Origin of the sequence: Caulobacter ginsengisoli (assembly GCF_030814835.1) — a bacterium.
Lineage (GTDB): Bacteria > Pseudomonadota > Alphaproteobacteria > Caulobacterales > Caulobacteraceae > Caulobacter > Caulobacter ginsengisoli.
Genome location: NZ_JAUSVS010000001.1, coordinates 767,047 through 785,801, shown reverse-complemented (window position 1 = coordinate 785,801; position 18,755 = coordinate 767,047). Strand labels below are relative to the sequence as shown.

Genomic DNA, 18,755 nt, shown 5'->3' with positions numbered 1-18,755 from the left:
CAGCCATGACCTCGGGGCGTCAAAACAGGAGCTCGCCCAGCTTTTTGAACACGTCGTACCGGTGTAGATCGTTCCACCCCGCGAACAGCATGAAACCGACAAGCAAGGCAAGACCAAGGCGGTATCCGACCGCCTGTATGCTGGCGGCGAGTGGCCTGCGGGCCACGGCCTCATAGGCGTAGAAAACCAGGTGGCCGCCGTCCAGAACGGGAATGGGCATCAGGTTCATGAAGCCGATTCCAACAGACAGGAAGGCGATCAGCGCCAGCAGATTCGCCGATACGCTGAGCGCCGCCTGCCCGAAGGTCTTGGTCCCCTCGACGCTTTCCTTGGTCAGGGCAGAGGTGGCGTTGGCCATGCCGATCATGCCGGACAGCTGGTCCGGCGAAGTCTTCCCAGTGATCAGGCGGCCCAGATAGAAGCTGGTGGTCGCCACCGTGCGCCAGGTCTGGTTGACGCCGACGCCGACGGCTTCGATGGGATTGTAGCGGACGTGATGGGTGTACGGCCCCTTGAACAGGGGCCCGTTGAGCCCGAGCAGGCCCTGGGTGTGCCGTCCCGCGACCTTGTCCTCGATCGTCGTCTTCCGCGGCGTGGCGGTGATGTTCAGAAGCTGATCGCCGCGTTGGACCTCGAAGCGGATCGGAACCCCGGTCCGAAGCCCGACATAGGGCGGCAGGTCCGAGAAGTCGCGAACGGGCCGGCCGTCCATGGACAGAATCAGGTCATCGGACTTGAACCCGACGGTCGCCGCGACGCTGCCGGGCTCGACCGAGCCGACCCGCGCGTCCTGCCGAACCTGGCCGAAGACCATCGCCAGCCCGGCAAACAGCAGGATGGCCAGGGCGAAGTTGGCGCTGGGGCCAGCCACGGCGATCAGGGCGCGCTGCCAGACCGGCTTGAAATGATAATAGCGGCTGACGGCCGCCGCGCCCTGCTCCTCGACGATGTGCTCGCGCAGGCTCTCCAGGTCTTCCTTGTCCGGCACGCTGGCGGCGTTCTCGTCGCCGGCGAACCGCACATAGCCGCCCAACGGCAGCCAGCCGATCCGCCATTCGACGCCATCCCGGTCGGTGCGGGCGAACACGGCCCGGCCGAACCCGATGGAGAAGCGGTCGATGGCCACCCCGAATCGCTTGGCCATCAGGAAATGGCCGAACTCGTGCACGGTGACCACGACGGTGATCACCAGCAGGAACGGGACAATGAACAGGAAGATGTTCTGAAGCAGGTGCATGTATCCGAACCGGGCTTAAGTTAAGAGCGGCTCTGGAAGCCGGTGAGGACCTGGGCCGCCACCCGGCGGGCGCTGGCGTCGGTCATCATCGCGGTCTCCAGCGCGTCGTCCGCCCCCTCGGCCAGGTCGCCTTGCCCATTCATACGGTCCAGCGTCTCCGACACAGCCCGGGCAATATCCAGAAAGCCGAGGCGCCGGTCAAGGAAGGCGGCCACGGCCAGCTCATTGGCCGCATTCATCGCCGCCGGGGCCATGCCGCCGGCCCGCAGCGCCGAGCGGGCCAGGTCGATGGCGGGGAAGCGCTCGAGGTCGGGGGCCTCGAAGGTCAGCTGCCCCATGGCCGCCAGATCCATGCGCGGCGCGGGCCAGGGCAGGCGGTCGGGCCAGCTGAAGGCGCAGGCGATGGGCGTGCGCATGTCCGCCGCCCCCAGCTGGGCCAGGGTGGAGCCGTCCTCGTACTCCACCATGCTGTGGATGATCGACTGCGGGTGGACCAGCACGTCGATGCGGTCGGGGCCGGTCTCGAACAGGTAGGAGGCCTCGATCATCTCCAGCCCCTTGTTCATCATGGTGGCGCTGTCGACCGAAATCTTGGCGCCCATGCTCCAGTTGGGATGGGCCACGGCCTGCTCGGGGGTGGCGCCTTCCATGGCCTCGCGCGTCCAGGTCCGGAACGGTCCGCCGGACGCGGTGAGAATCAGCTTGGCGACGCGGCTGGCGCAGGCCGGCTGCAGCACCTGGAAGATGGCCGAATGCTCCGAATCGACCGGGATGATGGTCCCTCCAGCCCGCCGGGCGATCTCCAGCAGGGCGGGCCCGGCGCAGACCAGGCTTTCCTTGTTGGCCAGCGCCACCACCGAGCCGGCCCGGGCGGCGGCCAGGGTCGGTGGCAGGCCGGCGGCGCCGACGATGGCGCTCATCACCCAGTCAGCCCCCTGCCCCGCCGCCTCGACGACGGCGGCCGCGCCGGCGGCGCACCCGACGCCCGAGCCGCTCAGGCGCTCGCGCAGCTCGGGCAACAGGCGCTCGTCCCCGATGACCGCCTGGCGGGGGCGCCATTTCAACGCCTGCTCGGCCAGCTTGGCGACGTTGCGGCCGGCGGTCAGGGCCAGGATCTCGACCTCCGCCCCCGACTGCTCCAGCAAATCCAGGGTGGAAACGCCCACCGAGCCGGTCGAGCCCAGGACGACGATCGTGCGAGGCTTACTCAAAACACCCATCCCTCATGGGCGGCCAGCCGGGCGGCGGCCACCACCATGATGCAGAACAACAGGCCGTCGACGCGATCCAGCAGTCCGCCGTGTCCGGGGATCAGATCGCCGGAGTCCTTCACCCCGAAGCGGCGCTTGAGCATCGATTCCCACAGGTCGCCGGCCATGGTCGCCAGCCCGCCGAACAGGCCGCACAGCAGGGCCGAGGTCATCGGCAGGGTCTGGCCGCTGAAATGGGTCACAGCCCAGGCCGTGATCATGGCGGCGATCAGGCCGCCGATGAAGCCCGACCAGGTCTTGTTTGGCGAGAAGCGCGGCCAGAGCTTGGGTCCCTTGAGGGTGCTGCCGACCACATAGGCGGCGATGTCGGCCGACCAGGCGACGGCGAACACCAGGAACGTCCAGCTGACGCCCTTTTCGTTGCCGATGCTCGAGCGCAGCCAGATCAGGGCGATGCAGGCGGGGGCCAGGTAGATGACGCCATAGGCGGCGTTGATCGGGTGCTCGGCGACATTGCGGGCGACGAAGGCGGCCAGGGCGGCGCCGACGATCACGCTGGCCCAGGCGACGCCGTACCAGCCGATCCAGACCTCCCCGCGATAGGAGGCGAAGGTGGCGGCCAGAACCGAGATCATGACCACCGCGGCGATGCGGATCGGGGCCTTGGCGGCGGTCATGCCGCCCCATTCGATCGAGAGCAGGGCGATACCGACCGACAGCAGCAGCAGGAAGGCCCAGCCGCCGAACCAGATAGCCGCCAGGGCGACGGGGACCAGCACCACCGCCGACACCACCCGTACGCCCAGGTTGTCCCAGTCGAAACGCCTAGCCGGCGGCGAGGACGTCATCTGCCGCGGCTCCTCCAAAACGCCGTTCCCTGGATTGGAATTCGGCGATGGCCGCCTTGAGTTGTTCGGGCCCATAGTCAGGCCATAGCACGTCCTGGAAGATCAGTTCGGCGTAGGCGCATTCCCAGAGCAGGAAGTTGGACATCCGCCGCTCGCCGCTGGTGCGGACGATCAGGTCCGGCTCTGGCGCCTCGGCGCTGGACAGCCGGGCCGCGAAGGCCGCCTCGTCGATGGTGGCGGGGTCCAGCGTTCCGGCCGCGACCTCCTCAGCCAGTCGCCGGGCGGCGTCGGCGATATCGGCCCGGCCGCCATAGTTGAAGGCCACCTGCAGCACGAATTTTTCATTGGCGGCGGTGCGGCGCTCGGCGTTCTCGATGATTTCCAGGATGTCGGGGCGCAGGCCCGTGCGGCGGCCCAGGATGCGCACCTTGACGCCCTCGCGGGCCAGCCGGTCCAGGTCGCTCTGCACATAGGCCTTGAGCAGGTCCATCAGTTCGGAGACCTCGGCCACCGGCCGGCGCCAGTTCTCGGTCGAGAAGCCGAACACGGTCAGCTGGGTGACGCCCAGTTTCGGCGCGCCCTCGACGGTGCGTTTCAGGGCCTTCACACCCTCGCGATGGCCGAAGGTGCGCGGCAGGCCCCGGCGCTTGGCCCAGCGGCCGTTGCCGTCCATGATGATGGCGACGTGGAGACCCGCCTGACGCTCTTGCGGCGCGCCCGGGGCGGATTTCTCCCCCCGTCGATGCTGGCCGTCCGCCGGCGTCATATCCGTCCCCTTTCGTTCGCCCAAAGCCCCACCCGCGCCAAGGCGCGCCCTGCGAACGACACTAAACCTGCATGATCTCTTGTTCTTTGGTTTTCAAGGCCTCGTCCACGCGCTTGACGGCCTCGTCGGTGAGCTTCTGCATCTCGGTTTCCATCCGCTTCTGCTCGTCCTGCGAGATGACTGCGTCCTTCTCGGCCTTCTTCAGGTCGTCCATGCCTTCGCGACGGACGTTGCGGATGGCGATCTTCTGCTGCTCGGCGTATTTGCCGGCCAGCTTGGCCATGTCCTTGCGGCGCTCCTCGGTGAGCGGCGGGATCGGGATGCGCAGGTTCTGGCCCTCGACGACCGGATTGAGGCCCAGGCCCGCGCTGCGGATGGCCTTCTCGACCGAAACGATCAGGCCGCGGTCCCAGACGCTGACCGCCAGCGAGCGGGCGTCGGGAACGGTGACCGAGGCGCACTGGGTCAGCGGCATGGTCGAGCCGTAGGCGTCGACATGCACCTGGTCCAGCAGGTTGGCCGAAGCCCGGCCGGCGCGCAGGGTCGAGAACTCTTCCTTCAGGGCCATGACGGCCTTGTCCATTCGGCTCTTGTAGTTGGCCAGTACCGGCTTCTCGGCGGTCGCCATCGTCTCTCTCCCTCAGTCTGCCGTGATGGTCGTGTAGACGCCTTCGCCGTGCAGCACCTTCATCAGATTGCCCCGCTCGCGGATCGAGAACACCACGATCGGGATCGCGTTCTCGCGCATCAGGCTGATCGCCGAGGCGTCCATCACCTTCAGGTCCCGCGACAAGACCTCATGATAGCTCAGTTTTTCGAACCGCGTGGCCTTGGCGTCCTTCTTCGGATCGGCCGTGTAGACGCCATCGACGCTGGTGCCCTTGAACAGGGCGTCGCACTTCATCTCGGCCGCGCGCAAAGCGGCGCCGCTGTCGGTGGTGAAGAAGGGATTGCCGGTGCCGGCGGCGAAGATCACCACCCGGCCCTTTTCCAGATGCCGCTCGGCCCGCCGGCGGATCAGCGGCTCGCAGACGGTCGGCATGGGAATGGCCGACTGCACGCGGGTGTTGACCCCCACCCGCTCCAGGGCGTCCTGCATGGCCAGAGCGTTCATGACGGTGGCCAGCATGCCCATATAGTCGGCGCTGGCCCGGTCCATGCCCTTGGCGGCCCCGGCCATGCCGCGGAAGATGTTGCCGCCGCCGATCACCAGGCTCAGGCGCACGCCCTCATCGACGATCTGCTTGATGTCGCGGGCCACGGCCTCGACGGTCGGCATGTCGATGCCGAAGGGCGTGTCGCCCATCAGCACCTCGCCCGAGACCTTCAGCAGGATATTCTTGTAACGCGGCTGCGACATGCACGCTCCGGAACGAGTCGGACCCAACATAGACCAAGGGCGCGGCGGCCGTTAAGCCGCACGCGCCCCCAAGTTTCATCAAAGGTCGGTCAGTTTCCGCCGGTCATCGAGGCGACTTCGGCCGCGAAGTCATCGACCTTCTTCTCGACGCCCTCGCCCAGGGCCAGGCGCACGAAGCCCTTGACCGAAACCGGGCCGCCCTGAGCCTTCGAGGTCTCGGCGACGAGCTGCTCGATGGTCTGGTCGGGGTTCATCACGAAGGCCTGCTTGAGCAGGACCACTTCGCGCTGGAACTTGGCGATCTGGCCGTCGACGATCTTGCCGATCATGGCCTCCGGACGGCCGTCTTCCTTGGCCTTCTCGGTCAGGATGGCGCGCTCATGCTCGACGGCGGCCGGGTCCAGGTCGTCGGTCGACAGCGACAGCGGGTTGGTGGCCGCCACGTGCATGGCGATCTTCTTGCCGACCGCCTGCAGGGCGTCCTGGTCGCCGGGGCCTTCCATGGCCACCAGCACGCCGATGCGGCCCAGTTCCGGCGCGGTGGCGTTGTGGATGTAGGCGGCGACGGCGCCTTCAGCGACGCTGAAACGGGCCGAGCGGCGCAGGTTCATGTTCTCGCCGATCGTGGCGATCAGGTTGGTGACCAGGTCGGCGATCTTTTCGCCGTCCGAGGTCTTGGCTTCCTTGATGGCTTCCACGTCGCCGTCGACCGACAGGGCGGTGTCGGCGATCTTGCGGGCGGCGGCCTGGAACAGCTCGTTGCGCGAGACGAAGTCTGTTTCGGCGTTGAGCTCGATGACCGCGCCGGTCATGCCCTTGCCGTCCTTCTTCAGGGCCACGCCCACCAGGCCTTCAGCGGCGGCGCGGTCGGCCTTCTTGGCGGCCTGGGCCATGCCCTTGGTGCGCAGCCAGTCCATCGAGGCTTCGATGTTGCCGTCGTTTTCCTGCAAGGCCTTCTTGCAGTCCATCATGCCGGCGCCCGATTTCTCGCGCAGGTCCTTGACCAGCGCAGCGGTGATTTCCGCCATATTCAGTCCTCCAGTTCGGATACGGGTGCGGCCGGGCCCCTTGGAGCCCGGCCGCAATCTCTATTGCAGTCAGACCCAGGGTCAGGTCGAAGCGGTCTCTTCGTCGGCGGCCGGGGCTTCTTCAGCCGGAGCTTCTTCCGCGGCGGCTTCAGGAGCCGCTTCGGGAGCAGTCTCGGGCGCGGCTTCGGCGACCGGTTCCGGCGCGGCTTCAGCGACAGGCTCGGGGGCCGGGGCGGCCTTGGCGGCCGGGGCCGTCACGGGTTCCGGGGTCAGCTCGCGGGCCAGGGCCGGCTCGAAGGGGGCTTCCGAAGCGCCGATGTCGACACCCGAGGCCACCGTGCCGGCGGCCATGCCGTCCAGCACCGAGTCGGCAACCAGGTCGCAGTAGAGCTGCAGGGCGCGGGCGGCGTCGTCGTTGCCGGGGATCGGGAAGGTGATGCCGTCCGGATCGCAGTTGGTGTCCAGGATGGCCACCACCGGGATGTTCAGCTTGCGGGCTTCCTGGATGGCGATGGCTTCCTTGTTGGTGTCGATCACGAACATCAGGTCGGGAATGCCGCCCATGTTCTTGATGCCGCCCAGCGACAGTTCCAGCTTCTCGCGCTCGCGGGTCAGCTGCAGCAGCTCCTTCTTGGAGCGGCCCTGGCCTTCGCCCTCGAGCAGGCCTTCCAGTTCGCGCAGACGGGCGATCGAGCCGGAGATGGTGCGCCAGTTGGTCAGGGTGCCGCCCAGCCAGCGGTGGTTGACGTAGTATTGGGCGCAGCGCTTGGCCGCGACCGACACCGGGTCGGAGGCCTGGCGCTTGGTGCCGACGAACAGCACGCGGCCGCCGGCGGCGGCGACTTCACGGACCTTGACCAGGGCCTGGTGCAGCAGCGGCATGGTCTGCGACAGGTCGATGATGTGGATGTTGGCGCGGGCGCCGAAGATGTAGCGGTCCATCTTCGGGTTCCAGCGGTGAGTCTGGTGGCCGAAGTGGGCGCCGGCTTCAAGCAGTTGGCGCATGGAGAAATCGGGCAGTGCCATGGAACCTTGGTCCTTCTTCCGGTTCAACCTCCGCAGACACCCCCGCCTCAGACCATTCTGACTTGGGACCGGAACGGAAAAACGCGGGGATTGACCCGCGCCTGGCCGCACATCTGCGTGTGAGATGGCGCGGGGTTTAGTCGGAAAGGGTTGAAAAGGCAAGGGCCCCGCAAAGCCCGCCTCCCCTCAAATCCAGAGGTTAGACGTCCTCTAAGTACGCCACCCCGGGCGCGGTCTTCAGCGCACCCCGTAGCGAGGCGTCGAGGTTGTAGAAACCGGGAAGCTTCAGCTCGACCTCGCGGCCACCACTAAGGCCCGCGACCAGGATGATCTCGCCGCCGCGTTGCGAGGCGGCCGAGGACAGGCGCTTCTTGAGAGCTTCGATCTCGGTCGAGCGCGGCGAGACATGGACGCGCAGGCTCGCGGCGACCGACTCGACGGCCTTGTCGACGGTTTCGGCGTCGTCGCCGAAGAAGCGGACCTCGCCGTCGCGGGACTTGGCGCGGACCTTGATGACGACCGCCTTGCCGGGTTCGAGGATGTCGCGGCAGCGGCGCAGGGCCTCGGGCGGAAACAGCACCTCGTATTCGCCGGTCGGATCGGACAGCGAGACGAAGGCGAAGCGTTCGCCGCTGGCCTGGGCGCGTTCCTGGCGGCGGCGGACCATGCCGGCCATCTTGAAGGCTTCCGAGCCGGCCTCGGCCTGGACCAGGGCGTCGGCCAGCATGGTGGTGCGACGGCGGCGCAGCACCTCGACCATGTCCTCGAGCGGGTGGCCGGTCAGGTAGAAGCCGACGGCGGCCAGTTCCTCGTCGAGGCGGCGGATCTGGTCCCAGTTTTCGGTGCGCGGCAAGCGCGGGCGCGAAGCGTCCGACTGCTCGCCGCCGAACAGGCTGACCTGGGCCGAGGCGCGGTCGGCGGCCAGCATCTGGCCGTGCGAGGTCAGCATGTCGGCCGCCTCGACGATCTGGGCGCGGTTGGGGTGGATGGAGTCGAAGGCGCCGGCCCGGGCCAGGTTTTCCAGGGCCCGCTTGTTGACCTGCTTGGGATCGACCCGCTCGACGAAGTCGAAGAGGTCGCGGAACGGTCCGCCCTCGGCCCGCACCGCCACCAGATGCTGCATGGCCGCGAAGCCGACATTGCGCACGGCCCCAAGCGCGTAGAGCACCTCGCCATCCTCGACCTCGAAGTCGGCGCCCGAGCGGTTCACGTCCGGCGGCCGCACGGCGATCTTGAAGCGGCGGGCGTCCTGGTAGAACACCGCCAGCTTGTCGGTGTTGGACAGGTCCAGGCTCATCGAGGCGGCCTGGAACTCGACCGGCGCGTTCGCTTTGAGCCAACCGGTCTGGTACGAAATCATCGCATAGGCGGCGGCGTGGCTCTTGTTGAAGCCGTAGCCGGCGAACTTCTCGACCAGGTCGAAGATCGACTTGGCCTGGGCCGCGTCCACCCCACGCTCGGTGGCGCCGGAGACGAAGCGGGCCTTCTGCTGGGCCATCTCCTCGGGCTTCTTCTTGCCCATGGCCCGGCGCAGCAGGTCGGCCTCGCCCAGGCTGTAGCCGGCCAGGATCTGGGCGATCTGCATCACCTGTTCCTGGTAGACGACGATGCCGTAGGTCTCTTTCAGCACCGGCTCGAGCAGCGGATGCAGGGTGTCGACGGGCTTTCGGCCGAACTTGCAGTCCACGAAGCTGTCGATGTTCTCCATCGGGCCTGGCCGATAGAGCGAGATCAGCGCCGTCACCTCCTCGACCGAGCCGGGCCGCAGCTTGCGCAGGGTGTCGCGCATGCCCTGGCTTTCCAGCTGGAACACCCCCACCGTCTGGCCCGAGGCCATCAGTTCGTAGGTGGCGGTATCGTCGAGCGGCAGCTTGGTCAGATCGACCGCCGCCCCGCGCTTGGCCAGGTGCTTGAGAGCGCGGTCGAGCACGGTCAGGGTCTTGAGGCCCAGGAAGTCGAACTTCACCAGACCGGCGCTCTCGACCCATTTCATGTTGAACTGGGTGGCCGGCAGCTCGGAGCGCGGGTCCTTGTAGAGCGGGGTCAGCTCGGTCAGCGGCCGGTCGGAGATCACCACCCCGGCGGCGTGGGTCGAGGCGTTGCGGTAGAGGCCCTCCAGCTTGATCGCCACGTCCAGGCACTGGGCGACGGACGGATCGTCGTCCCGGGCCTGCTGCAGGCGCGGCTCCAGCTTGATGGCCTGGGCCAGGGTGACGGGACTGGCCGGGTTGTTGGGGATCATCTTGGCCAGGCGATCGACCATGCCCAGCGGCAGCTGCATCACCCGGCCCACATCCCGCATGACCGCCCGCGCCTGCAGGGTGCCGAAGGTGATGATCTGGGCGACCCGGTCCTCGCCGTACTTGTCCTGGACGTAGGCGATGACCTCTTCCCGGCGCTCCTGGCAGAAGTCGATATCGAAGTCGGGCATGGAGACCCGCTCGGGATTGAGAAAGCGCTCGAACAGCAGGCCAAAGCGCAGCGGATCCAGGTCGGTGATGGTCAGCGACCAGGCGACCAGCGAGCCGGCCCCCGAGCCCCGGCCCGGGCCGACCGGGATGCCGTGGGCCTTGGACCATTTGATGAAGTCCGACACGATCAGGAAGTAGCCGGGGAAGCCCATCTGGACGATGACCCCGATCTCGAACTCCAGTCGCGCCCAGTAGTCTTCTTCCGGCGCCGCCAGCACGATGTCGGCCAGCCGGGCCTTGAGCCCTTCGCGGGCCTGGTGGGCCAGTTCCTCGTCCTCGGTGCGGCCCCCCACCGTCGGGAAGCGCGGCAGGATCGGGTCGCGCTTCTTGACCATGAAGGCGCAGCGGCGGGCGATCTCGATGGTGTTGTCGCAGGCCTCGGGCAGGTCGGCGAACAGCCGGCGCATATCGGCGGCCGGCTTGAACCAGTGGTCGGGACTGACCCGCCGCCGCTCGTCCTGGCCCAGATAGGCGCCATCGGAGATGCAGATCAGCGCGTCATGCGCCTCGGCGAGGTCCGCGGGACCGAAATAGACGTCATTGGTGGCGACCAGCGGCGCATCGTTGGCATAGGCCCAGGCCACCAGCCCAGGCTCGGCGGCGGCCTCGACCGCCTGGCCGTGGCGCTGCAGCTCGACATAGAAGCGGTCGCCGAACACCCGCTGCATTTCGGCCAGGGCCGCCCCGCCCTCCCCGGTCTTGCCCGCGGCGAACAGCGGGTCGATCGGGCCGTCGGGGCCGCCGGACAGCAGGATCAGCCCTTCCGACTGCTCGACCACCCGCGACCAGGGGACCGACGGCTCGGAGACCTGGTCGATCTCCAGATAGGCCTGGGACGACAGCCGCGAGAGGTTGAGGTAGCCGGCCTCGTTCTGGGCCAGCAGCACGATGGTCGGCAGGCGGGCCCAGCGCTCGGGCGGGCCCTCGCCGATGCCGGTGACCGGCAGGGCGCAGCCGATGATCGGCTGGACGCCGACGTCCTTGGCGGTGACGGAGAATTCCAGGGCCCCGAACAGGTTGGCCCGGTCGGTGACCGCAACGGCCGGCATGCCCTGCCCCGCCGCCAGCGTCCCGACCTTGTCGGCCTTGATGGCCCCTTCCAGCAGGGAATAGGCCGACCGCACCCGCAGATGGATGAATCCGGACGCGGCGTCGGTCATGCGAGTCCTCTCCGGATGCGGGGGTCCTCTAAGCCTATTCGACTCAGGCCACCAGGGTTGCGAACGAACACATCATCCAGACGAAGCTGGCGACAGATGCAAGCGCCAGAGTCTCACGCGCGATACGGGCCATTGGGGCCTCCCCTTGAGTTCTGTCTTTGTTCTTATTCCCCTTTTGTTCTCGTCGTCAAGCGCTGGTGATTATGCATTTGACATACCACGATGACTGACGGTATCCCGCTACCGGACAGGCCGGCGCTAGAGACTGAGATGGAAATAACCCCCGCGATGATCGCGGCAGGGGCTGAAACGCTGGGCGTTTGGTCTCAGCGCGACGATGATCCGGAACTTATTGTTGAGGCCGTGTTTCAGGCGATGGCGGCAGTTCGTCCCCGAGAAGGTCCAGAATGTCATCGCTCGTAGTGCGCCATTTCCCATCGACCACATACTGGGTGATCAGCATGCACTTCATGATGAAGTAGTCGCGCAGGGTCGGTTCCTTCTCAGACGCCACCCGCATATCGGCCAACAGATGCTTACAGGCTTCGATGATGGCGGGCGTTTCGAATGAAGTCGGATAGCGGGCATGGGCGCAGGCGTTCCGAATCTCGCGAACGATATCGACTTGGCGCCGGACGTCCGGCGATAGGATGCCCATGGCAAGCCCCATCTTGATCTTATTGGAGAAGGTCGAGACCGGTCCGTCAGACCCGAAGATCAGGGAGTAAGGGGCCGTCTCATCCGCCACCCCTGGCATGCGCCGGATCAGCTCAGACTCAATCGCGTCCTCAACGGTCGTGGAGATGAGGATGATTGCGCTCCGGTCGCTTTCCGACATCAGGTCGTTTAGCATCGCGGGGATTTCCGCCGCGTCTGTCGGGCGCGCCCGGCCGTGATCTTTGAGGGCTTGGATGTATGCAGAAACCTTCGCCATCGGATGACTCCCTGTCAGACGAAGAGGCGGCCCGCCGCCGGGATGAGGTCGTAAAGCGTATGCTGGCAACGCCCCCGCAGCCCCGGACCAAATCAGAATCGAACGGGAAGCGGGGAAAGCCAAAAGAAGGCTAGGCGTTTCGTTGCGCCTCAGTAAGGGGAGCGCATATGTCAGACCGAACGGGGCTGCGTCAGCTTAGTGCTTCTGCTGGCCTGATGGGGCGGGGGCTAATCGCTCTGCCACAAGTTCAATCGCGCTTCTCAATTGAGATACCGCTTCTGGGGGAAGATCAAAGATCACCTGTCCCCCTTCCGAAAGCCGCACAATCAGAGCCGGGCGCGCATCGTCTGTCCAGCCAATCAGGCACTCATCGGCAGGTATTGAAAACACTGGTCCTGACTGCTGACCGTTGGGGATGGACTGACCACCGGCAAGGTTCAACAGGAGCAGCGCCAAGGGGCGAAGTTCCTGTTGCGGGAACCCAATCGTCAGGTGTCCGGGCTCCGGTATAGCGATCTCGCCGCTGCCGACATCGAACGTGATGCGGGCCAGTCCGTCATCTGCCACGCCTGCGCCGACAACGGTTGCGGCCTGTAGTCCTTCATTGGTGATCATGTTTGATTCCCAGAAAGCTTAGCCTTTGGTCCGCCAGCGGGACCGCCTACGCTTCTTACCAAGCGGTCGCGGCTCGCAGGCTAAAGGACTTGTGGCCGTCAGGCTGTCGGTAGGTCAGACGCTTTCCAACGACGCCCTTCACGGCGCGTTCGGCGCGGGCCTTGTCGTCAAAGCCGTTGGCGATGCGGTTGCTGTAGCGGAAATCGAACTCGGCAACGTAGCGGTGCAGATGGCGCGAGCCGCAGTGTTGATAGACGCCGCGCATGCCGCGCTTGAAGATCGAATAGAAGCCCTCAACCGTATTCGTGTGGACGGTCGGATCGACGGTCGAAACGAACTCTTCCTTGCCGTGATTGACCACGCCGTGATCGGCGAAGTTCCAGCCAATCGAGGTGTAGCGGGTGGCTTCATCCGTCATTAACCGAGCCTCGCGGGCAACGTTGGCTTCGATGATCGGAACGATGGTCGCCATGCGCAGGTCTTTGACGACGAAGCTGCGGGCCTCGCCGGTTTCGCGGGAGACCAGAGACAGCACCTTGTTCATTTGGTTGATGCTGGCCTTCTTGCCCGGCTCGGCGGGGTTCTTCGGATCGTGACCGATGAAGGTTTCATCGACTTCGACCGGCGAGCCGTCGCCGCCCATCGGGGGAAGGTTTCCGCCGGGACGCATGGCTTCGCGGATGCGGTGCGCCATGAACCAGGCAGTCCGATAAGAGCCGAAGCCGAGCATCCGATACAGTTGATGCGCCGACATGCCTTTCTTGCTCGCGCACATCAGGTGCGTCGCCAGCAGCCACTTATGGAGCGGGATATGCGACTTCTCATAAACCGTGCCCATCGTGGCGGTGAACGGCTTGCGGCAATCCTTGCACTTGTAGAGCCCGGCGCGGGTGGTCTTGCCCTGCATCAGCGTGGAGTTCCCAACAGTTCCGCAGTGAGGGCAGACGCGGCCATCGGGCCAGCGCAGCGCCTCGAAATGGATGCGGGCGGCTTCTTCGTTCGTGAAAATCGGGTTCGTCAGATCGGCGGACATTGGGTCGTTCTCCAGTGAGAACACCCTATCAAATCAAGCGTGGTATGTGAAGTGCATAAACGCCCAAGCGCTTTTGCCGCACCCAACGACCGCGTCCCACCGACGCATTGCCCGTCGTTAACTTTGCGACTCCGCCAAGCCGTGCTTCAATGGCGCACCATAGTGCGATCACTCCCAGGGGATATTTATCGTGCGTCTGCTCCTCGTCACCGCCGCCTGCGCCGCGGCCTTCGCCTTGCCGGTCCTGGCTGACCAGCCCACGCCGGCCGCCAGCGGTCCGGCCAACGCCACCGCGTCCACGGCCACCCCGGCCTCGACCGCGCCCAAGGTCGACGAAGGCGTCATCTGCAAGATGAAGCAGATCACCGGGACCCGGTTCTCGAAAAAGGTGTGCACGACCCAGGCCGAGCGCGATCAGCAGGCCGCCCAGGGCCGCGACCTGCTGAGCGGCCCGCGCGCCGACGCGTCGAAGCCGCCGGGCGGCTGATCGGCCTTTCGTCAGGGCGTCAGGAGTCCAGCGGGGCCTTGCCGCGCCCGGCGGGCTTGCGCTTGGGCGCCGGCCGCACCGGACGTTCGACCCGGTTTTCCGCTTCCGCCCGTTCCTGAGCCGCCAGGATGTCGGCCTGCTCCTGACGGCGCGCCTCGCCGCTGACATTGAGACGGACAAACAGCGACACCCGGCCGCGGCGGCGCCCGGCCTGCTCGCGCACTTCATCGACATCGCGATAAAGGCAGTCGCTCTCGCCCACCCGGGCGATGGTGACGTTCTCGCCCTGGCCTTCCAGGATCAGATAATTGGCCCCTGCCAGGGTGACCGGCATGTCCTCCGACAGCGGCCGGTAGCGATAGACGACGCCTGACTTGCCGGCGACATCGAGATGGCGGGTCATGTACGAACGCTCCCGTCCCCGTGTGAGGGGTCTTGATGCAATGAGCCCTGGGGCGAAAACAGGGCGGCAATCAGACCGGGCACGGCCTAATTGATGAATCGGGCTTCACGGTGGCTTTACCCCTGCCAGGGTTCCAGGTGGCCGTCCTTGAGAGTGAAGACCCGGTCCATGAACCGGGCCAACTCGAGATTGTGGGTGGCGATCAGCGCCGCGACGCCCTGGCCCCGGGCCAGATCGTAGAGAGCCTGGAAGACCACCGCGGCGGTTTCGGGATCCAGATTGCCGGTCGGCTCGTCGGCCAGCAGCAGGCGCGGCTGGTTGGTCAGGGCCCGGGCGATGGCCACCCGCTGCTGTTCGCCGCCGGACAGCTGGCCGGGCTGGTGGTGCAGCCGCTCGCCCAGGCCCAGCTGGGTCAGGAGCTCGGTCGCCCGCTCGGCGGACCAGGCCTCGCCGCGGCCGGCGATCATGCCGGGCATGCCGACATTCTGCAGGGCGCTGAACTCGGGCAGCAGGTGGTGGAACTGATAGACGAAGCCGACCTGGCTCAGCCGCACGCGGGTGCGGGCGCCGTCCTTCATGTCCGAGCAGTTCTGGCCGCCGATCTCGACCGTGCCGCCGTCCGGCCGCTCGAGCAGGCCGGCCGAGTGCAGCAACGAGGACTTGCCCGAGCCGGAAGGGCCGATCAGCCCGACGATCTCGCCGGCCATCAGCTCCAGGTCGACGCCGCGCAGCACCGGCAGCTGGCCGGAGTCGGTGACATAGGTCCGCTCGACCTTGGTGAGGCGCAGGACGGGACTACTCATTGCGCAGCGCCTCCACCGGCTCGATCCGCGAGGCCAGCCACGAGGGCAGCAGGGTGGTCACGAAGCTGGCCAGGATGGCGATGCCGGCCACCGCCGCGGTCTCGACCCAATCGACCTTGGCCGGCAGGTGGGTGAGGAAATAGACGTTGGCGTTGAACACCTGGGTCCCCGACACCCGCTCCACGAAGTTCTGGATCGGCTGGATGAAGACGCAGAACAGGCTGGCCAGTCCCACGCCGACGGCGGTGCCGGCAATGCCCAGCGAGGCCCCCGACATGAAGAAGATGCGCATGATGGCGCCCCGGCTGGCGCCCATGGTTCTGAGGATGGCGATATCGCGCTGCTTGTTCTTCACCAGCATGATCAGCCCGGCGATGATGCTGAGGCTGGCGATGCATACAATGGCCAGCAGGATGAAGCGCATGACCACATGCTCGACCTGCAGGGCATTGAAGAAGGCCTCGTTGCGCTCGGTCCAGTCCTGGACCTGCCCCCCCGGGCCGGCGGCGCGGGCCAGGTCGCGCTTGAGCGCCTTGGCCTTGTCGGGGTCGTCGAGCTTGATCTCCACCGCGTCGATGGTGTTGTCGCGGCCGAAGAACAGCTGGGCCTGGCGCAGCGGCATGTAGATGTAGATCTCGTCGTACTGGCTCATTCCGGCGCTGAAGACGCCGCCGACCGTATAGTCCTTGGTCTGGGGCGTGGAGCCGAAGGCGGTGGCGTCGCCGCTGGGCGAGACCAGCTGCACGGAATCGCCGACATGGACGCCCATGTTGTTGGCCAGCCGCTCGCCCATCAGGATGATGTCGCCGCCGTCCTCGCCGACGTCGAAACCCGCGAGGCTGCCGGGCTCCTTGATCGTGCCGGCGACCAGGGGCGTGGCCTTGACGTCGGCCAGGTTGACCGCGCGAACCACCGCGCCGGAGATCTGGCCCCGGCCGATGACCATGGCCTGGGTCTCGATCATCGGGGTGGCCTGCACCACGCCCGGCACCTTGCGCAGCCGGGCGACCATGGCGTCGCGGGCCGCGGTGTTCATCTGGTCGCCGGTGACGAAGGCGTGGCCGTTGAAGCCCAGCATCTTGTCGAGCAGCTCGGCCCGGAAACCGTTCATCACGCTCATCACCACGACCAGCACCGTCACCGACAGCATGATGGTCAGGAACGAGATGATGGCGACCAGGGCCAGGCCCGCGTCCTGCCGCCGGGCCCGCAGGTAGCGGCCCGCTATGGCCCGCTCCCACTGGCTGAACGGACCGGCTGGGCCGCCCGATTTGCTCACCCGGCCACCTTGGCGATGGCGGATTCCAGGGAGAGCGACTCGCGCTCACCGGTGGCCCGGCGTTTCAGTTCGACCGTGCCCTCGGCCAGGCCCTTAGGCCCGACGATGATCTGCCAGGGCAGGCCGATCAGGTCGGCGGTGGCGAACTTGCCGCCCGGCCGCTCGTCGGTGTCGTCGAACAGGGGTTCCTTGCCGGCCTTGACCAGCGCCTCGTAGGCGGTGTTGCAGGCGGCGTCGACGGCCGCATCGCCCGGGCGCAGCGACAGCACGCCGGCCCCGAACGGGGCGATGGCGTCGGGCCAGATGATGCCGCCGGCGTCATGGCTGGCCTCGATCACCGCCCCCAGCAGGCGCGAGACCCCCACGCCGTAGGAGCCGCCGTGGATGAAATGCTCCTTGCCGTCGGGGCCGGTGACGCTGGCCTTCATCGGCCGGCTGTATTTCTCACCGAAATAGAAGGTCTGGCCGACCTCGATGCCGCGCGCCTCGCGCCGGAACTCGGCCGGAGTCTCGCTTTCGAAGCGGGCCGCGTCATGCACATCCTCGGTGGCGGCGTAGTAGCGGGTCCAGTCGTCGACCACGGGCTTCTGGTCGGCGTCATAGTCGACGTCCTCACCGGGAACCGGCAGGTCCAGGATGCGGCTGTCGCAGAACACCGCCGACTCGCCGGTGTCGGCCAGGATGATGAACTCGTGGGAGAGATCGCCGCCGATGGGGCCGGTCTCGGCCCGCATGGGGATGGCGGTCAGGCCCATGCGCTTGAAGGTGCGCAGATAGGCGACGAACATCCGGTCATAGGACTTGCGGGCCGCCGCCTCGTCGATGTCGAAGCTGTAGGCGTCCTTCATCAGAAACTCTCGGCCGCGCATGACCCCGAAGCGCGGGCGGCGCTCGTCCCGGAACTTCCACTGGATGTGATAGAGATTCAGCGGCAGCGCCTTGTAGCTCTTCACATAGGCCCGGAAGATCTCAGTGATCATGTCCTCGTTGGTGGGGCCGTAGAGCAGCTCGCGATCGTTGCGGTCGGTGATGCGCAGCATCTCCGGGCCATAGGCGTCATACCGCCCGGACTCCCGCCACAGGTCGGCCAGCTGCAGGGTCGGCATCAGCAGCTCGACGGCGCCGGCGCGGTCCATTTCCTCGCGGACGATCTGCTCGATCTTCTTGAGCACCCGGAAGCCCAGCGGCAGCCAGGCATAGATGCCGGCCGCCTCCTGGCGGATCATGCCGGCGCGCAGCATCAGCTGGTGGGAGACGATCTGGGCGTCGGACGGCGCATCCTTCAGCACCGGCAGGAAGAAGCGCGACAGGCGCATGGATATCCCCGTTCAAACTGGGGGCTGACTTAGCCTCTGGGGGGTGGCGTTGGCAACGTGCCTTCAGTAGTTGGCCGGCAGCTGCGGCAGGGTCACCCAATGGAACTGGATGGTCAGCCAGAACAGCGCGAAGATGATGGCCGACACCCAGGTGGTGGTGAAGAACTTGCGCTTCAGGTTCGGGTTCACCGGGGCGCCGGGATCGCCGCCGTCCTTCAGGTCGATGCCCATCTCATGATGGCTGCGCGCGCCCAGCGGCAGGATGCAGAAGAGCGCGGTCCACCAGATGGTCAGGTAGATGGCGATGCCGGTGACGGGTCCCATCAGTGATGGTCTCCCTTAGGGGTTTCCATGAGTTCGACCAGGACGCCGCCCATGTTCTTGGGGTGGACGAAGATCACCGGGGTGCCGTGGGCGCCGATGCGCGGCTCGCCCAGCACGGTGGCCCCCTTGGCCTTCATGGCGTCGCGGGCCTCGATGATGTCTTCGACCTCGAAACAGACGTGATGCTGGCCGCCCTTGGGGTTCTTTTCCAGGAAGGCGGTGATCGGGGACTTGTCGCCATAGGGCTCGATCAGCTCGATCTGGCTGTTGGGCAGGTTGACGAAACAGACCCAGACGCCCTGCTCGGGCATCACCCATTTGTCGGTGATCGAGGTGGCGCCGAGGAGGTCGCGGTACATGGCTACCGACTCGTCGATGGAGGGCGTGGCGACGCCGACGTGGTTGAGCTTGCCGATCATCAAAGGCTCCTTGGAACGCTGGCCGTCCGTAGCAC

General features: G+C 66.6%; 20 protein-coding genes. 1 reads left to right on the top strand and 19 read right to left on the bottom strand.

Annotated features, from left to right (window positions below):
* Positions 1–19: 19 nt before the first annotated feature.
* The 13 genes from QO010_RS03935 to QO010_RS03880 all read right to left on the bottom strand — a co-directional run bounded on the left by QO010_RS03935 (position 20) and on the right by QO010_RS03880 (position 13,689).
* Entirely contained in the window at positions 20–1,237 is a 1,218-nt protein-coding gene (locus QO010_RS03935; RefSeq protein ID WP_307346204.1) for a M50 family metallopeptidase, read from the bottom strand.
* A 20-nt stretch (positions 1,238–1,257) separates the two neighbouring features.
* Entirely contained in the window at positions 1,258–2,457 is a 1,200-nt protein-coding gene (locus tag QO010_RS03930) for a 1-deoxy-D-xylulose-5-phosphate reductoisomerase (RefSeq protein ID WP_307346201.1), read from the bottom strand.
* The gene (locus tag QO010_RS03925) at positions 2,445–3,296 is read right to left on the bottom strand and encodes a phosphatidate cytidylyltransferase (RefSeq protein ID WP_307346199.1); all 852 of its coding nucleotides are present in this window, start codon (positions 3,294–3,296) and stop codon (positions 2,445–2,447) included. Before QO010_RS03925 ends, QO010_RS03930 begins: the two co-directional genes overlap by 13 nt.
* Positions 3,274–4,062, bottom strand: coding sequence for a polyprenyl diphosphate synthase (gene uppS, locus QO010_RS03920; protein ID WP_307346197.1), 789 nt, complete (start codon positions 4,060–4,062; stop codon positions 3,274–3,276). Before uppS ends, QO010_RS03925 begins: the two co-directional genes overlap by 23 nt.
* A 61-nt stretch (positions 4,063–4,123) precedes the next feature.
* Positions 4,124–4,690, bottom strand: a complete 567-nt coding sequence (frr, locus tag QO010_RS03915; RefSeq protein WP_307346196.1) for a ribosome recycling factor — start codon at positions 4,688–4,690, stop codon at positions 4,124–4,126.
* 12 nt (positions 4,691–4,702) lie between these two features.
* Positions 4,703–5,422: a UMP kinase gene (pyrH, locus tag QO010_RS03910; protein WP_307346193.1), complete on the bottom strand. Its 720-nt coding sequence runs from the start codon at positions 5,420–5,422 to the stop codon at positions 4,703–4,705.
* Between the two features lie 89 nt (positions 5,423–5,511).
* A complete protein-coding gene (gene tsf / locus QO010_RS03905; protein WP_307346190.1) occupies positions 5,512–6,450 on the bottom strand; it encodes a translation elongation factor Ts in 939 nt (312 codons plus the stop codon).
* 81 nt (positions 6,451–6,531) lie between these two features.
* Positions 6,532–7,476, bottom strand: a complete 945-nt coding sequence (rpsB, locus tag QO010_RS03900) for a 30S ribosomal protein S2 (RefSeq protein WP_307346188.1) — start codon at positions 7,474–7,476, stop codon at positions 6,532–6,534.
* Between the two features lie 199 nt (positions 7,477–7,675).
* Positions 7,676–11,107, bottom strand: a complete 3,432-nt coding sequence (dnaE, locus tag QO010_RS03895; RefSeq protein WP_307346185.1) for a DNA polymerase III subunit alpha — start codon at positions 11,105–11,107, stop codon at positions 7,676–7,678.
* A gap of 43 nt (positions 11,108–11,150) precedes the next feature.
* Positions 11,151–11,240, bottom strand: a complete 90-nt coding sequence (sidA, locus tag QO010_RS23965) for a cell division inhibitor SidA (protein WP_370873708.1) — start codon at positions 11,238–11,240, stop codon at positions 11,151–11,153.
* Positions 11,241–11,456: 216 nt separating this feature from the next.
* Positions 11,457–12,041 carry a DUF4145 domain-containing protein gene (locus QO010_RS03890; protein ID WP_307346182.1) on the bottom strand — a complete coding sequence of 195 codons (585 nt, stop codon included), beginning with the start codon at positions 12,039–12,041 and terminating at the stop codon, positions 11,457–11,459.
* 195 nt (positions 12,042–12,236) lie between these two features.
* Positions 12,237–12,656 (bottom strand): hypothetical protein, encoded by a 420-nt coding sequence (locus QO010_RS03885; RefSeq protein ID WP_307346179.1) that lies wholly within the window; start codon positions 12,654–12,656, stop codon positions 12,237–12,239.
* 55 nt (positions 12,657–12,711) lie between these two features.
* On the bottom strand, positions 12,712–13,689 hold the full coding sequence (locus QO010_RS03880) for an IS1595 family transposase (RefSeq protein ID WP_307346175.1): 978 nt from the start codon (positions 13,687–13,689) through the stop codon (positions 12,712–12,714).
* Between the two features lie 190 nt (positions 13,690–13,879).
* On the opposite strand from QO010_RS03880, the gene QO010_RS03875 reads away from it, so the two are divergent.
* A complete protein-coding gene (locus tag QO010_RS03875; RefSeq protein ID WP_307346172.1) occupies positions 13,880–14,176 on the top strand; it encodes a hypothetical protein in 297 nt (98 codons plus the stop codon).
* Between the two features lie 19 nt (positions 14,177–14,195).
* Here QO010_RS03875 and QO010_RS03870 read toward each other — a convergent pair whose 3' ends face one another.
* The 6 genes from QO010_RS03870 to mce form a co-directional block, all read right to left on the bottom strand.
* The gene (locus QO010_RS03870; protein ID WP_307346169.1) at positions 14,196–14,579 is read right to left on the bottom strand and encodes a hypothetical protein; all 384 of its coding nucleotides are present in this window, start codon (positions 14,577–14,579) and stop codon (positions 14,196–14,198) included.
* 116 nt (positions 14,580–14,695) lie between these two features.
* Positions 14,696–15,382, bottom strand: coding sequence for an ABC transporter ATP-binding protein (locus QO010_RS03865; protein ID WP_307346166.1), 687 nt, complete (start codon positions 15,380–15,382; stop codon positions 14,696–14,698).
* The gene (locus tag QO010_RS03860; protein WP_307346165.1) at positions 15,375–16,661 is read right to left on the bottom strand and encodes a lipoprotein-releasing ABC transporter permease subunit; all 1,287 of its coding nucleotides are present in this window, start codon (positions 16,659–16,661) and stop codon (positions 15,375–15,377) included. The genes QO010_RS03865 and QO010_RS03860 overlap by 8 nt, the downstream gene beginning before the upstream one ends.
* Complete coding sequence (proS, locus tag QO010_RS03855) at positions 16,658–17,977, bottom strand: proline--tRNA ligase (protein ID WP_307346162.1); 1,320 nt, start codon at positions 17,975–17,977, stop codon at positions 16,658–16,660. The genes QO010_RS03860 and proS overlap by 4 nt, the downstream gene beginning before the upstream one ends.
* Before the next feature lie 63 nt (positions 17,978–18,040).
* A complete protein-coding gene (locus QO010_RS03850; protein WP_307346159.1) occupies positions 18,041–18,301 on the bottom strand; it encodes a DUF1467 family protein in 261 nt (86 codons plus the stop codon).
* Positions 18,301–18,720, bottom strand: a complete 420-nt coding sequence (gene mce, locus QO010_RS03845) for a methylmalonyl-CoA epimerase (protein ID WP_307346157.1) — start codon at positions 18,718–18,720, stop codon at positions 18,301–18,303. The genes QO010_RS03850 and mce overlap by 1 nt, the downstream gene beginning before the upstream one ends.
* Positions 18,721–18,755 lie beyond the last annotated feature (35 nt).

What these genes read in the sequence shown, in the direction of transcription:
- QO010_RS03935 (WP_307346204.1), bottom strand. Translation starts at nt 1,237, where the DNA reads ATGCACCTGCTTCAGAACATCTTCCTGTTCATTGTCCCGTTCCTGCTG.
- QO010_RS03930 (WP_307346201.1), bottom strand. Translation starts at nt 2,457, where the DNA reads ATGGGTGTTTTGAGTAAGCCTCGCACGATCGTCGTCCTGGGCTCGACC.
- QO010_RS03925 (WP_307346199.1), bottom strand. Translation starts at nt 3,296, where the DNA reads ATGACGTCCTCGCCGCCGGCTAGGCGTTTCGACTGGGACAACCTGGGC.
- uppS (WP_307346197.1), bottom strand. Translation starts at nt 4,062, where the DNA reads ATGACGCCGGCGGACGGCCAGCATCGACGGGGGGAGAAATCCGCCCCG.
- frr (WP_307346196.1), bottom strand. Translation starts at nt 4,690, where the DNA reads ATGGCGACCGCCGAGAAGCCGGTACTGGCCAACTACAAGAGCCGAATG.
- pyrH (WP_307346193.1), bottom strand. Translation starts at nt 5,422, where the DNA reads ATGTCGCAGCCGCGTTACAAGAATATCCTGCTGAAGGTCTCGGGCGAG.
- tsf (WP_307346190.1), bottom strand. Translation starts at nt 6,450, where the DNA reads ATGGCGGAAATCACCGCTGCGCTGGTCAAGGACCTGCGCGAGAAATCG.
- rpsB (WP_307346188.1), bottom strand. Translation starts at nt 7,476, where the DNA reads ATGGCACTGCCCGATTTCTCCATGCGCCAACTGCTTGAAGCCGGCGCC.
- dnaE (WP_307346185.1), bottom strand. Translation starts at nt 11,107, where the DNA reads ATGACCGACGCCGCGTCCGGATTCATCCATCTGCGGGTGCGGTCGGCC.
- sidA (WP_370873708.1), bottom strand. Translation starts at nt 11,240, where the DNA reads ATGGCCCGTATCGCGCGTGAGACTCTGGCGCTTGCATCTGTCGCCAGC.
- QO010_RS03890 (WP_307346182.1), bottom strand. Translation starts at nt 12,041, where the DNA reads ATGGCGAAGGTTTCTGCATACATCCAAGCCCTCAAAGATCACGGCCGG.
- QO010_RS03885 (WP_307346179.1), bottom strand. Translation starts at nt 12,656, where the DNA reads ATGATCACCAATGAAGGACTACAGGCCGCAACCGTTGTCGGCGCAGGC.
- QO010_RS03880 (WP_307346175.1), bottom strand. Translation starts at nt 13,689, where the DNA reads ATGTCCGCCGATCTGACGAACCCGATTTTCACGAACGAAGAAGCCGCC.
- QO010_RS03870 (WP_307346169.1), bottom strand. Translation starts at nt 14,579, where the DNA reads ATGACCCGCCATCTCGATGTCGCCGGCAAGTCAGGCGTCGTCTATCGC.
- QO010_RS03865 (WP_307346166.1), bottom strand. Translation starts at nt 15,382, where the DNA reads ATGAGTAGTCCCGTCCTGCGCCTCACCAAGGTCGAGCGGACCTATGTC.
- proS (WP_307346162.1), bottom strand. Translation starts at nt 17,977, where the DNA reads ATGCGCCTGTCGCGCTTCTTCCTGCCGGTGCTGAAGGATGCGCCGTCC.
- QO010_RS03850 (WP_307346159.1), bottom strand. Translation starts at nt 18,301, where the DNA reads ATGGGACCCGTCACCGGCATCGCCATCTACCTGACCATCTGGTGGACC.
- mce (WP_307346157.1), bottom strand. Translation starts at nt 18,720, where the DNA reads ATGATCGGCAAGCTCAACCACGTCGGCGTCGCCACGCCCTCCATCGAC.